Origin of the sequence: Indioceanicola profundi (assembly GCF_003568845.1) — a bacterium.
In the GTDB taxonomy this organism is placed as follows: domain Bacteria; phylum Pseudomonadota; class Alphaproteobacteria; order Azospirillales; family Azospirillaceae; genus Indioceanicola; species Indioceanicola profundi.
In genome coordinates this window covers 658,685-672,277 of sequence record NZ_CP030127.1, presented here as the reverse complement: position 1 = coordinate 672,277, position 13,593 = coordinate 658,685, and the positions used below count along the sequence as shown (strand labels likewise).

The 13,593-nt window shown below is 63.9% G+C and carries 11 protein-coding genes; 6 read left to right on the top strand and 5 right to left on the bottom strand.

Features of this window, described 5'->3' with window-relative positions; translation table 11 throughout:
• Positions 1-13: 13 nt before the first annotated feature.
• The gene (locus tag DOL89_RS19225) at positions 14-658 is read right to left on the bottom strand and encodes a TetR/AcrR family transcriptional regulator (protein WP_119680972.1); all 645 of its coding nucleotides are present in this window, start codon (positions 656-658) and stop codon (positions 14-16) included.
• Positions 659-787: 129 nt separating this feature from the next.
• Between DOL89_RS19225 and DOL89_RS19220 the strand changes: the two genes are divergently transcribed.
• The 6 genes from DOL89_RS19220 (at position 788) to DOL89_RS19190 (ending at position 8,958) form a co-directional block, all read left to right on the top strand.
• Positions 788-1,903: an efflux RND transporter periplasmic adaptor subunit gene (locus tag DOL89_RS19220; RefSeq protein WP_162937688.1), complete on the top strand. Its 1,116-nt coding sequence runs from the start codon at positions 788-790 to the stop codon at positions 1,901-1,903.
• The gene (locus DOL89_RS19215) at positions 1,900-5,070 is read left to right on the top strand and encodes an efflux RND transporter permease subunit (RefSeq protein ID WP_119680970.1); all 3,171 of its coding nucleotides are present in this window, start codon (positions 1,900-1,902) and stop codon (positions 5,068-5,070) included. Before DOL89_RS19220 ends, DOL89_RS19215 begins: the two co-directional genes overlap by 4 nt.
• 367 nt (positions 5,071-5,437) lie before the next feature.
• Positions 5,438-6,457, top strand: coding sequence for a UDP-glucose 4-epimerase GalE (gene galE, locus DOL89_RS19210; RefSeq protein WP_119680969.1), 1,020 nt, complete (start codon positions 5,438-5,440; stop codon positions 6,455-6,457).
• Positions 6,458-6,471: 14 nt separating this feature from the next.
• Entirely contained in the window at positions 6,472-6,990 is a 519-nt protein-coding gene (locus DOL89_RS19205; RefSeq protein ID WP_119680968.1) for a MarR family winged helix-turn-helix transcriptional regulator, read from the top strand.
• Positions 6,991-6,994: 4 nt separating this feature from the next.
• Complete coding sequence (locus DOL89_RS19200) at positions 6,995-8,143, top strand: DUF2336 domain-containing protein (RefSeq protein WP_225889988.1); 1,149 nt, start codon at positions 6,995-6,997, stop codon at positions 8,141-8,143.
• A 371-nt stretch (positions 8,144-8,514) separates the two neighbouring features.
• Positions 8,515-8,958 carry a hypothetical protein gene (locus DOL89_RS19190; RefSeq protein WP_162937687.1) on the top strand — a complete coding sequence of 148 codons (444 nt, stop codon included), beginning with the start codon at positions 8,515-8,517 and terminating at the stop codon, positions 8,956-8,958.
• A 25-nt stretch (positions 8,959-8,983) separates the two neighbouring features.
• Here DOL89_RS19190 and DOL89_RS19185 read toward each other — a convergent pair whose 3' ends face one another.
• The 4 genes from DOL89_RS19185 to DOL89_RS19170 form a co-directional block, all read right to left on the bottom strand.
• Positions 8,984-9,406 (bottom strand): VOC family protein, encoded by a 423-nt coding sequence (locus tag DOL89_RS19185; RefSeq protein WP_119680965.1) that lies wholly within the window; start codon positions 9,404-9,406, stop codon positions 8,984-8,986.
• A gap of 371 nt (positions 9,407-9,777) precedes the next feature.
• Positions 9,778-9,993, bottom strand: a complete 216-nt coding sequence (locus DOL89_RS19180) for a hypothetical protein (RefSeq protein ID WP_119680964.1) — start codon at positions 9,991-9,993, stop codon at positions 9,778-9,780.
• Positions 9,994-10,117: 124 nt separating this feature from the next.
• The gene (gene glgX, locus DOL89_RS19175; protein ID WP_119681367.1) at positions 10,118-12,283 is read right to left on the bottom strand and encodes a glycogen debranching protein GlgX; all 2,166 of its coding nucleotides are present in this window, start codon (positions 12,281-12,283) and stop codon (positions 10,118-10,120) included.
• Between the two features lie 110 nt (positions 12,284-12,393).
• Complete coding sequence (locus tag DOL89_RS19170; protein ID WP_225889987.1) at positions 12,394-13,422, bottom strand: apurinic/apyrimidinic endonuclease family protein; 1,029 nt, start codon at positions 13,420-13,422, stop codon at positions 12,394-12,396.
• Between the last annotated feature and the right edge of the window lie 171 nt (positions 13,423-13,593).

Genomic DNA, 13,593 nt, shown 5'->3' with positions numbered 1-13,593 from the left:
CGGCTTTACGGCCCTACTCTACCGCGATGGCGCGCCAGAACAGGTCGACGGCCTTGTCGACATGCGCCTTGATTTCCGCCATGTCAGGCGGAGGGCGCACGCCGGCCAGCACGCGGAAGAAAATGTCGTTGTGGAGCAGCATGAAATAGCTCTTGGCGCAGAAGGCCGGATCCGGGCAATGGGCTGCGCCTGTCCGGTCCAGCTCCGCCAAGTAAGCCGAAAGCTTGCCAATAGCGTTATCCGGGCCGTTCCGGAAATAAATCTGCGCCACATTGGTGAGTTTGGCGCCTTCTCCAATCACCGTGCGGATCACGGCGATCACTTCGGGACAGTACACAACCTCCATGAACCGGTAGCCGAGCGCGCGTAACGCTTCCTGCGGGGGCTTGGCTGGCAGGTCCGCGGCGGACAGGGGTTCCAGAATCCGGGTGCAGCGATCCTGCACCATGACTTCGAACAGACCCTCCTTACTGCCGAAGAGCTGATAAAGGGTCGTCAGGGAACCGCCGGAGCGGCGTACGATCTCATTCACGCTGGAGCGTTCGTACCCCACTTCGAAGAAGAGCTGGGCGGCGGCTTCCAGCATGGCCTGACGCCGCGCCTCCAGCCGTGTGGCTGGCTTTTCGTCTTCCGGCTCATTCCGCGGATTGTCTGGCATCCAGCTCCCCGTTCTGCCCACTTGACATCTGTAGCGTATATTACACTATCAGCTGTAGCGCCTGCTACACTTGCGGCAGGCCGTGATATGGGCCGGCTGTCCCTTGCCGGCCGGGCCGGAGTGCCGGACATGAGCCGCTCGCGTCACGCTGCCACGAAAACCTACCATGCCCTGGCGCGGTTAGCGCTGGCGCTGCCCCTTGCAGCCGCCCTGACCGCTTGTGGAGAACAGGCGGAGCCGGAACCAGTGGTCCGTCCCGTGCGTGTCGTATCGGTGGAGGCGCATCCGGCAGTGCGGGCTGAAAGCTATGCCGGCGAAGTCGTGCCGCGTACAGAAACGCAGGCGGCCTTCCGGGGCGGCGGACGCATGGTGGCGCGCTTGGTCGAAGTCGGGGACCGTGTCGCGACGGGACAGGTGTTGGCCCGCCTGGATGCCCAGGACTATCGGCTCGCCCTACGGGCAGCGGAAGCGGAGCTGGCGCGGGCGGCCGCCAACGAGGCGCAGGCGCGCGCCGAGCTGGAGCGGTACCGCCCGCTGCTTGAGCGGAACGTGGCATCGCGGGCCCAGTTCGAGCGGGTGCAGGCTGCCGCGGACGCGGCACGGGCCGGGCTGGAGCAGGCCCGAGCGCAGGTCGAGCTTGCGCGCAACGATGTAGGCTATACGGAGCTGCGGGCGGATGCGGACGGCATCGTAACGGGGCTGCGGGCGGAGGTAGGTCAGGTGCTGGCGGCCGGACAGACGGTTCTGACCCTGGCCGCGACCGCGGAGCGGGAACTTGAGATCGATGTTCCGGAAGGGCGCGTGGCAAGGCTGTCCATCGGCGATCCGGCGCAGGTCCAGCTCTGGACAGGCGGTGGCTTCCCGATCCAGGCGCAGATTCGTGAGATTTCGCCGGCTGCCGATCCAGTGACGCGCACATACCGGGTCCGCCTGTCCCTGCCCGACGCTCCGGATACTGTCCGCCTTGGAATGACGGCAACGGCGAGCCTCGGCGGAAGTGAAGGGGCCGAAGTCATTACCCTTCCCGCCACAGCGCTTTTTCATCTGGGTGAGCAGCCGGCCGTATGGGTCCTGGCAGAGAGCCGGGACAGGGTGCGGCTGCGCCCCGTCGAGGTGGCAGCATTCCTGACAGATGGCATCGCCATCCGCGCGGGGCTGGCACCGGGAGACCAGGTGGTCGTGGCGGGGGTGCACCGTCTGGACGAGACCCTGCCGGTCCGTGTCTGGGACGGAGCGCTCCCATGACCAGCTCGCCCCCACCCCAGGACGGTGGTCCGTCCGGCGATGCCGGGGACGGATTCGAGCCTGGGCGCTTCAACCTCTCGGCTTGGGCCATTGCGCACCGGCCATTGGTGTTCTTCCTGCTGGTGGCTTTCCTGGTCACGGGCGCTCTCGCCTATCTGAAGCTGGGGCGGGCAGAAGACCCGCCCTTCACCTTGCGCCTGATGGTGGTCTCGGCCCAATGGCCGGGGGCCACCGTTAAGGAGATGGAGGAGCTGGTAAGCGACCCCATCGAGCGGGCAGTGCAGGAGGTTCCCTATTTCTACCATACCAGGAGCTATTCCCGACCGGGCGAGACGGTGGTCTTCGTCTACCTACATGACTATACCCGTTCCCATCTGGTGCCGGAAAGCTGGTATCAGGTCCGGAAGCGCGTTGGGGATATCCGCCCTACTCTTCCGGCAGGCGTGATCGGACCGCAGTTCAACGACGAGTTCGGCGACAGCTTCGGCATCATCTATGCCTTCCAGGCGGACGGGTTCAGCGATACGGAGCTGAAGACCGTGCTGCTGTCGGTGCGCCAGCGGCTGCTGCAAGTTCCGGATGTCAGCAAGATCGAACTGGTCGGCAGCCAGCCGGAAAAAATCTATGTGGAATTCGACAGCCGCCGGCTGGCCGAGCTGGGCATTCCGCCAGCCGCACTCATGGAGAGTCTGCAGAAGCAGAATGCGTTGAGTACAGCCGGCGTACTGGAAACGGGCGCCGAGCGCATCCAACTCCGCATCACCGGGGCACTCGCGACCGAAGAGCAGGTCCGGGAGGTGCCCGTGGCGGCCAATGGGCGCATCCTTCGCCTGGGCGACATCGCCACGGTGGAGCGCAGGGCACAGGACCCGCCTGTCCTGACCATGCGGTACAATGGGGCGCCGGTCACCGGCCTTGCCATTTCCATGGTGAAGGGCGGCGACATCCTGACGCTTGGGCGGAACATCGCGGGCGAGATGGCCGCCATCCAGGCGGAGCTTCCGCACGGGATCGAAGTATCCCTGGTTTCCGACCAGCCCACCGTGGTCGACAGCTCAATCGACGAATTCATCCATGTGCTGGCGGAGGCGCTGGCCATCGTCATGCTGGTGACTTTCCTCAGCCTCGGCCTGCGAACCGGCGTGGTGGTGGCGCTCAGCGTGCCGTTGGTACTGGCGATCACCTTCCTGTTGATGTGGGCCGGAGGCATCGACCTGCACAAGATCAGCGTCGGAGCCCTGATCATCGCCCTGGGACTTCTGGTCGACGATGCCATCATCGCGGTGGAAATGATGATGGTGAAGCTGGAACAGGGCTGGGAACGGGCCAAGGCCGCTGCCTTCGCCTGGACCTCCACCGCCTTTCCCATGCTGACGGGAACCCTGATCACGGCAGCGGGCTTCATCCCGGTGGCCTTCGCCCGATCCGCCGCGGGGGAATATACCGGCTCCATTTTCTGGGTGGTCGCGACAGCGCTGATGGTTTCATGGGTGGTGGCGGTGATCTTCACGCCCTACCTAGGCTTCAAACTGCTGCCTGCCGTGAAGCCGGAGAGCGACGGAAAGGGCCACGGGCATCTGTACGATACGCCCATCTACCGGCGGCTGCGTGGCGCTGTTGCCTTCAGCGTGCGGCGGCGCTGGACGGTCATCGGGCTGACGCTGCTGGCCTTCGCGGCGTCCCTCTGGGCGTTCCAGTTCGTCCAGCAGCAATTCTTCCCCGGCTCCGCCCGGTTGGAGGTCATGGTGGATCTGGAACTGCCCGAGGGCAGCACCCATGCCGCCACGAAGATCCAGATCGAACGGCTGGAAAAGCTGCTGCAGGACGACCCGCGTGTTACGGAATTCGTCAGCTATGTCGGCGGCGGCGGACCGCGCTTCTACCTTCCCCTGAATCAGGAGTTGCGGCGCCCGAACTTCGGGCAGGTGGTCGCGCTGACGGGAAGGCTTGAGGATACGGTCAGCCTGTTTCATGACCTGCGGGGTCGGCTGGATCAGCACTTCCCTGAGATCCGCACCCGCGTTTCACGACTGGAGAACGGACCGCCGGTTGGCTATCCGGTGCAGTTCCGCGTCATTGGGCATGACCATGAGGAGGTTCGCCGGGTTGCGGCCCGGGTGCGCGATGTTATGCGGGCCAATCCCCACACGCGCGACGTCAATTTCGATTGGTGGGAAAAGGTAAAGTCGATCCGTCTGGAGCTGGATCAGGCCCGCATACGGGAACTCGGCATCACGCCCCAGGATCTCGCCTTCGCCACCAGCACTGTGCTGACAGGCTTCACCGCCACGCAGTATCGGGAAGGAACGGAGCTGATCGATGTGGTGCTGCGCGCCGACGAGGGCGAGCGGACGGCGCTGGAGCGGCTTGCCGATATCCAGGTCCGTACTGGAAACGGTCGCGCCGTGCCGCTGAGCCAGATCGCGCGTATCGGCTATGAACTCGAGGACGGACTCGTCTGGCGTCGTTCCCGGGAAACCACCCTCACAGTGCGGGCCGACACTGCGGGAGTTATCCAGGCCCCCGTGGTCTCAGCCCAGATCGCGGAAGCGCTGGCTCCGGTCCGGGCGCAGCTTCCGTCCGGGTTCCGCATTGAAACCGGCGGCGCGGTGGAGGAGAGCCTAAAGGGCCAGAGCAGCATCGTGAAGGTGGTTCCGGCCATGATCGTGGTCTGGTTGGTGGTGCTGATGGTGCAGCTCCAGTCGTTCCAGCGCGTCGTCCTGGTCTTTCTGACAGCGCCGCTAGGGCTGATCGGCGTCGTGCTGGCCTTGTTGGCCTTCCAGACGCCGTTCGGCTTCGTCGCCCAGCTTGGGGTGATCGCGCTGTTCGGCATGATCATGCGGAATTCCGTCATTCTGGTGGATCAGATCGAACAGGATATCGCCGCGGGACATGCGCGATTCGATGCGGTTGTGGACGCCACGGTGCGCCGGGCGCGCCCTATTCTGCTGACCGCCGCAGCCGCCGTCCTGGCCATGATCCCCTTGAGCCGGAGCATCTTCTGGGGGCCGATGGCCATTGCCATCATGGGCGGATTGATTGTGGCGACGGTCCTGACGCTGTTCTCCCTACCCGCCATGTACGCCGCATGGTTCCGGATACGGCCGGATGCCATGCGGCTGGACGGACAAAGAAGCGAGGACAGACACCGTGCCGCCGCGGAATGAACGGATGGGTTCGCTTTCCCAGAACAGCCAGAGCCTATGCCGTCCTATATAAACGCCGTCCGGCGTCATAGGCCCTCCGAGAGGGCATTCAACTGTAAAGACAGGTTGCGTCTACTTGGCTGCGGATAGGATGTTCCAATCCAGGCATGAAGTTGCGGTCGTCCGGCGTTGAACTCGGAAATCTTTAAACTGAATCATCCGACAAAGCGCCACGAAAGCAGAGCCATTTGTGATAAGTAGGGGAAGATAGTCCTTTTCCTCATCGTTCGTGGTAGCTTAGGGGTATTGAAGCCGTCTCCGATCAGTGCGCTGCCGCGTTTACGGGGAAATGCAAGCCGACAACCAGAAATGAAACGGGGCATTCGCGATGAGTGAGCCGGAGAAGACCGTCCTTGTAACTGGCGGCGCCGGATATGTAGGCAGCCATTGTGTCGCCGCGCTGCTGGAGCGCGGATACAGAGTCGTTGTGTTCGACGACCTGTCGCAGGGCCATGCGCAGGCGGTTCCGCCGGAGGCGGAGCTGGTGCGGGGCACCCTGCTGGACCGCGAAGCGGTTGCCGATGTGATGTCCAAGGGTCGTTTCGACGCCGTGCTGCACTTCGCTGCCCGTTCCCTCGTCGGCGAATCCATGGCCGATCCCTGGCTGTACTTTCGCGAAAATGTCGCGAGCGCGGTCAATCTGGTGGAGGCGGCTGCGAAGACCGGCGTTCGCAAGGTCGTCGTGTCCTCCACCGCAAACCTGTTCGGCACGCCCGAGCGGCAGCCCATCGATGAGGAAACGGCCATCGATCCGGGCAGTCCCTACGGCGAATCGAAATACATGATGGAGCGCATGCTGGTCTGGGCGGACCGCTGCGCCGGCGTAAAAAGCGCCTGCCTGCGCTATTTCAACGCCGCCGGCGCCCACCCCGACGGCCGGATCGGCGAAGATCATACGCCGGAGACCCATCTGATCCCGTTGGTACTGGATGCGGCCGCCGGGCGGCGAAGCCATATCGAGATTTACGGCGACGACTATCCGACGCCGGATGGAACCTGTGTGCGTGATTATGTCCATGTTTCGGACCTCGCGGATGCACACATCCGGGTGCTAGAGATGCTGGAGACCCGTAGCGTCCGCTATAATCTGGGCAACGGTCAGGGCTATAGCGTGCGGCAGGTGATCGAGGCAGCGGAGCGGGTGACCGGCCGGCCCATTCCGGTCAAGGTGGGACCGCGGCGTGCCGGCGATCCGGCGGTGCTGGTCGCTTCTTCCGAGCAGATCCGGAAGGAGCTGGGCTGGACTCCGAAATTCCCCGACCTGGACAATATCATTGCCACTGCCTGGGCTTGGCGGCAGGCCAACCCGGAAGGTTACCGCGGCAAAGTGGCGGCCGCAGCTGAGTGATTGGGACATAAGACATGATGCAGGCCCGCAAGACGGGAGAGCAACGGGAGAACGAGGCCGAGTCCGGTGCAGCCGTCTCCGTCTATCATGACATCGCAAGGGTGATCGATCACATGCAGCGTCGACTGCATGACGTGGTGCGGGTGGAGCTTGGCCGGATCGGGGTCGATGATATCAGCCCGGTCCAGGTGATCATGTTGATGAACATCGGCGGGGACGAGCTGTCCGTGCGCGACCTGATGGAACGCGGCTATTATCTCGGCTCGAATGCTTCCTACAACCTGAAGCATCTGGTCGAACAGGGCTATGTGGACCGGAGCGCATCGCAGCGCGACCGCCGGGCCGCGAGGCTCCGCCTATCGGAGAAAGGCCGCAGGCTGACAGGCGAACTCCGGCGATTGGAGGAACGGCAGTCCGAGCTGCTGGTCCGGAACGAGACGGATGCCGCCGACCTGGAAACCACATATCGCACCCTCCGCCGGCTGGAACGTCTCTGGGGCGATATCATCCGCTATGATGGCAACGCCGGTTGATCCGATGCCGCCGCGGCGCTTGCGCCTGTCCAAAGCCGATGTGGAACGTCTGCTCGCCGACAGCGGGACGGCGGCACGGATTGAAACCATGGGGCGTCTGGTTTCCGATATGGAGGCCGGCAGCCTGACCGAGGCGGAGGGTCGTCTGGCCCGTCATGTGCTGACCGCCTTCGCCGCGGACGCAGAGGCGGAGGTGCGCGCCGCCGTCGCCTGGCAGATCCACAACAGCTCTGTTCTCACCGCGGATTTGGCGGAGCGGCTGGCCCGCGATGTCGCGAGCGTGGCTTTTCCCATCCTGCGCCATGCGGAGTTGCTGCCGGACGAGTTGCTGCTGGAAATCGTCGCGGAGCGGGACCCCCAGAAGCAACTCGCGATCGCTGGCCGTCGCCAAGTCTCCAGCAGGGTTTCGGCGGCCCTGGTGGAGACGGGGAACCTGGTCACGGTGGTGCATCTCCTGCGCAACCGGGGGGCCCATGTGGCGGAGGCGGCGTTGGGCCGGGCGATTGAGCGCTTCGGGCAGTTGCGCACCGTTGCAGACAGCGTGGCGGCCCGGCCGGAGTTGACCGTCTCCCTGGTGGAGCGGTTGATCGCCTTCGTGACGGCCAATATCCGCCAGATGCTGGTTGCCCGCTACAGGCTGGAACCGAAACTGGCGGAGAGGCTTGCGGCGAGGGGAAGGGAGGCGGCTACGTTGCGTCTGCTCCAGCCGCTGCTGCTGCGGGCCGAAGATGCGGAAATGGTGGCCCGGCATCTCAACGAGTCCGGCCGGCTGACGCCGCAACTGCTGTTCCGGGCGCTTTGTGCAGGGGACCATGCGCTGTTCGAGGCCGGCATCGCCGCGCGAGCCGGAATCACGCCGGAAGCGGCCCGTCTGCTGGCTTGGGATGTCGGTCCGCTCGGGCTTCGGTGCCTGTTCGATGCCGCCGACCTGCCCTGGGTGTTGGCGCGACCCTTCCGGGTCGCGATTCAGGCGGCAGCCGCCAGCGGCTACCCCGACGCATGTGATCGCGCGGATTATCAGACCTATATCCTGGACCGACTGTTCAGCGAGTGCGGCGATGCGGCGGAACGGGAAGTGGACGATCTGCTGATGCAGGTCTGCGACCAACCCGGCCTCGATGCGGAGGCGCTGCTGCTGCCGGTGCGGCGGTAGATGCGTCCCTTGCAGCGCCGCGGCCCTGATGCCATGATCCGGCCCATGACGACCTGCATCATCACCCCTGGAACCCGTTGGTGGCGCTCCTGACAGGAGCGGCACGTCGTCTATTCTCGTAGGAAAGACCCTGCCGCCGTGACTGGCCGGCAGGGATATTGGAAATCCGGACTCCCGTGCAGGCTTGATGGGGCGGCTCCCTTGAGGGAAAGACCCTATGCACGCCCCCTGCCCGCCCGACAACAACCGTCCTGTCATCCTGACTGGGGACCGGACCACCGGACCGTTACGCCTCGGACATATCGTCGGACTTGCGCCGGACATGGCGATTGGGAAGCATACGACAGTCCAGACCAATCGCAGCGCATGTCATGAACCACCGCCAGACTTTCGACTCCGTACTTCGCGACATGCCGAAATCCAAGGCGGCCTACCTGGCCCGGCTTGCGCACGAGCTTGAATGTAGGGCGGAAATGGAGGATCGGGGTCATCTCATGTACCCGGTGCTGGCGGCCGCAGCACCGGGCATCGAGCCAATGCTTGAACCTGGAGAGGCCGCGGATATCGCGACAGCCTTTCTCCTGCGGGAAGCCGAAGGAATCGCCGCGGCGGTCTACTCGCCTGCCTATCTGACCGCGCCCGGCGAAGTCCTTTTACCCTGGGCGGAAAGGCTAAGGGCCGATCTGGCGGCCGTCATCCTGGACCGGCTTGCGGCCGGGAAACTTGTTCCTCCGGACCAGCGGACCTGGCGCTTCCGGTCGGACAGAGGAGATGTGGCATTCCCGTACGGAGATGAGGAGGACGAGGAGTTGTGAGCCTTCCCCGTCCTCCTGCGTCCGTTTACTTCGCGAAGATCATGGATTCGTCGCGGAATGCCTTGAACTCCAGCGCATTGCCGCTGGGGTCCAGGAGGAACATGGTCGCCTGTTCCCCGACCTGACCCTTGAAGCGGATGCCGGGCTCAATCACGAACTTCGTGCCGGCGTTGCGCAGCCGCTCCGCCAGAGAATGCCATGCATCCCAGTCCAGGATGAGCCCGAAGTGACGTACCGGCACGTCATGCCCGTCCACCGGGCTGGTGTTATGGTGACCGACCTCCTCAGGTGCCAGATGGGCGACGATCTGATGGCCATGCAGGTCGAAGTCGACCCATTCCGGAGCGCTCCGGCCCTCGGGACAGCCCAGCAGCTCACCGTAGAAGGCGCGCGCCGCCTCCAGGTCGTTGACGGGGAATGCCAGATGGAAACGTGGACGATCTTGCATGTTCTGCGATCCTGAAGCGGGAACGGGCGCCAGAATAGCGCCCCTGCAAGCCATGTCCAGGCTTGGACGCGCAATTAGACGGGCGTGGCCCCTTGTCCTATGGCAGCGGATGCGCGACGAATGGATAGGAACGCTTCCGAACGGAGTTATGCCGTCTTGGGCTGTTGACGCATCCGATTTCGAAGATGCAGAATTCAGTATATTCACGAATGCTGATGGCAAAAAAAGACGCCAGCGGGCAGACCCGTCCGGCGTCCAGTACTAGCGCGAACCAATAATATAGCAGATGAAGCCGGTTTGTTCCTCCCGGAGGCATGGCTCTTCCGGGGGGAACATGGCCGTGTTCGTGCTACCTCTTTAGATAACGCGATTCAGGTTGGGAGAACGACGCGCGGCCGGACAGCGACGCCGACCTCCTTACGCTGGTCCCGGAGGCTATCCAGCAGTTCTGCCAAGCTATCGCGGGTGAACCCGCTCTCTGTATCCTGCGTCTCGCGCACCAGAGCGATGAACTGATCCAGCAGCCGGGCCTGAACGAAGGCGGCGTCCTGGAGATCTCCCTTGAAGGGCTTAGGTCTACGGCTCATGTCGGCTCCCCGGGCGCGGCGCTATGCCGCTTTATAGCCTGTACATATGCATTCCGCCGGTTAACCGAAGCTGAACATCCTCTTGACCCAGTTGGATTAACCCGCGCGGCAGGTCGGCTCCTCTTCAGATAGACGTTCCGTTTCCGGCGAGTTCAAAAAGCAGGAGCGTGCGTCCAGGCACATCCCAGGCCTCCCCCGGCTCGATGGCATCTGGAGCGCGGCTGCCGCCGGACAGGTGGAGATCCGGCGTGGACGTGTCCACGACAAGTTCCCAAGCACCGCCCCCCGGTACCTCTGGCAGAGTGAAAGGAACGATGTCGTGATAGGAATTCACGACCAGTAGCAGGGTGCGATCCGTTCCCGGCTTCGGCAAGGCCGTTGGACGGGCGCGTCCGTCCAGGATCATGCCGAGGCAGCGCGCATTCGGGTCCTGCCACTGCTCGGGGGTTTTCTCGACGCCGGCAGGGGTGAGCCAGGTCACGTCCTTGACCCCGAGCGCCTCATCGACCAGACCGCTGAAGAAACGCGCCCGGCGCAGCAGGGGATTGGACTGCCGCAGCGCGATGAGGTGGCGCACGAAACGGTTCAGGTCGTGCCCGCGCTTGTCGATTCCCTCCCAGTCCAGCCATCCGATCTCATTGTCCTGACAATAGGCGTTGTTGTTGCCGTGTTGGGTGCGGCCGAACTCGTCCCCGGCCAGCAGCATCGGTGTACCCTGGGAGAAGAGCAACGTCGCCAGGAGGTTACGCTTCTGGCGTTCGCGCAGCTCGACGACCTCCGGATCGTCCGTCGGTCCCTCCACCCCATGGTTCCAGGACAGGTTATGGCTGTGCCCGTCGCGGTTCCCCTCCCCGTTCGCCTCGTTATGCTTGTCGTTGTAGGAGACGAGGTCGTGCAGGGTGAAGCCATCATGGGCCGTGACGAAATTCACGCTCGACCATGGCCGCCGGCCGCGTTTGTTGAAGAAATCGCCGGATGCTGTCAACCGCGCCGCAAGATCGGGCAATTTCCCGGCGTCGCCCTTCCAATAGCCCCGCACCGTATCGCGGAACTTGTCGTTCCATTCCGCCCAGCCTGGAGGAAACCCGCCGACCTGATAGCCGCCGGGCCCTATGTCCCAGGGCTCCGCGATCAGCTTGACTCCGGAAAGAACCGGGTCCTGGCGGCAGGAATCCAGGAAGCCGCCGCCCTCGTCGAAGCCATAGGGCTCCCGTCCCAGGATGGTGGCGAGGTCGAAGCGGAAGCCATCGACATGCATTTCCTCCACCCAGTACCGCAGGCTGTCGGTGACCATCTGCAGCACGCGCGGATGGCTGAGGTTCAACGTGTTCCCGGTGCCGGTATCGTTGATGTAGTAGCGTTTCTGATCCGGCAGCAGCCGGTAGTAGCTGGCATTGTCGATGCCCTTGAAGGACAGGGTCGGGCCCAGCTCGTTTCCCTCGGCCGTATGGTTGTAGACCACGTCCAGGATGACCTCGATCCCGGCGTCATGAAGATGGGTCACCATCTCCTTGAACTCGCGGGTCGCGTCATTTGCGGCATAGATCGGGTCGGGCGCGAAAAAGCCGATGGTGTTGTAGCCCCAGTAATTTCTCAGCCCCTTCTCGACCAAGTACCGGTCATCGATGAAGGCGTGGATGGGCAGCAACTCCACCGACGTGACGCCCAGGCTCTTGATGTAGTCCACCACCTCCTTGCTGCTCATCCCGGCGAAGGTGCCGCGCAGGTGCGGCGGGACGGCAGGGTGGCGCATGGTGTGGCCACGTACGTGGGTTTCGTAGAAGATGGTCCGGTCCCAGGGAACGCGTGGAGGCCGATCATGGCCCCAGGTGAAGGCCGGGTCGACCACACGGCACTTCGGCATTGCCGGCGCACTGTCGCGCCGGTCCAGTGTGAGGTCCTGCCGGGCCGCCCCCATCCTGTAGCTGAACAGCGCATCGGACCAGCGTAGATTGCCGACATGCGCCTTGGCATAGGGATCCAGCAGCAGTTTTGCCGGGTTGAAGCGATGGCCGGCCAGCGGTTCGAACGGCCCATGCACCCGATAGCCGTAGGCCAGCCCGGGCCGTGCATCGGGCAGATAACCATGCCAGACTTCATCCGTGTATTCGGGCAGTGGAATGCGCTCCAGTTCCCGCTTTCCCATGGCATCGAAGATGCAAAGTTCCACCTTGGTCGCATGGGCGGAGAAGAGGGCGAAATTCACGCCGAGCCCATCCCAGGTGGCTCCAAGCGGATAGGGCAACCCTTCCGAAATCCGGGCCTTCCGCATGATCTGGGGCTGGGACATGTCGCGCATCGGCAAATCCGTGATGGTTCAGAGCCGGTCTGCTGCTCGGAAGGAGAACGCAGCGCAGCCGGAAACGGCACGAAATATGCGCGAATTCGGGGTTAATTTTCTCAGGCGGCCGGCGCCTTCGCAAGGCTGCGGCCGATATGCTGGGCAAGATCGTCGACCGCGAGGTTCTTCTTCTTGGCTTCTACTTCGAAGTCGGCCCAGACAAGATGCGCCAATACCAGCTCATTGATGCCGTCGTTCCACATCCGGTCGGAATGCCCACGTAGATCCCGGGGAGTTATGCCGCGCGCCAGCAGGGCCAGGAAGTCCGGCCGGACAATCGGGGAATGGGGGGCAAGCAGATCCTCCCGGCTGACGCTTATATGTGCCACTGGCCGGACGCCGCGCCAGGATGCCTTTACCCGCTCGACCCGCGGATCGTCCGGAGAGATATATTCGCCCCCGCTCCTGATCCAATGATGGTGGATGTCGAGAACGATCGGCACCTCCTCCGCCAGGGGAAGCAGGTCGTCGAGACCGAACGAAACTTCGTCATTTTCGACCGTCAACAGGTCGCGCGCTTCCTGCGACAGCAGGGCGAGCCCGCGGCGAAATCCCTCGATACCGCCGGAGCGGCTGCCGCCGTGGATGTTTATGTGGGCGCCCAGGGGATGCCATCCGCCGGCATGACCCAGGAAGCGGAGGATGTCGGTATGATACTCCAGCTCTGCCACGGAGTTGGCCATCGTCTCCGGCGATCCGCTGTTCAGGACACAGAACTGACCAGGATGCAGCGATAGCCGCACGCCATGGGTGCGGGCGGTATGCCCTATGCCGGCCATCACGGTTTCCATGCGCCCGACGAGGCTTCGCTCCTTGTAGACCCAACTTCCCAGCGGGTGGCTGTAGGCGGGGAACATGTCGCTGCTGATCCGTAGGCAGCGTTCCAGCGGCGGGCGGGCTGCCACGAACTCTACCTGCCGGCCGAGCGCCGCCATGTTGTGTTCAGCGATGGCCGTGAGCTTTGTCCGGACCTCGCTACGGTCGAGGCGGCGTAGGGCGGCAAGCGTGGTCGTACGCATGTTCAGCCGCTTTTCCCATTCCGCCGAGCCGGTGGGAGAAACGACTTTGCAGCAGAACCCGATGCGCACCCCAACCTCCTCACCGTACAAGGACCGTGGTCCCCAACATGGAGGTTGCGTGTTCGTCCCGCTGGTTCGCCCTGCCGCAGTGTGCACGCAAAAGCGGTAGCCGGTCCAATATCGGAGATGTTGGCGCCGGCGGGGGGTTGAGGTGGGCGCATTCCGCCCAAGTTTCATCCC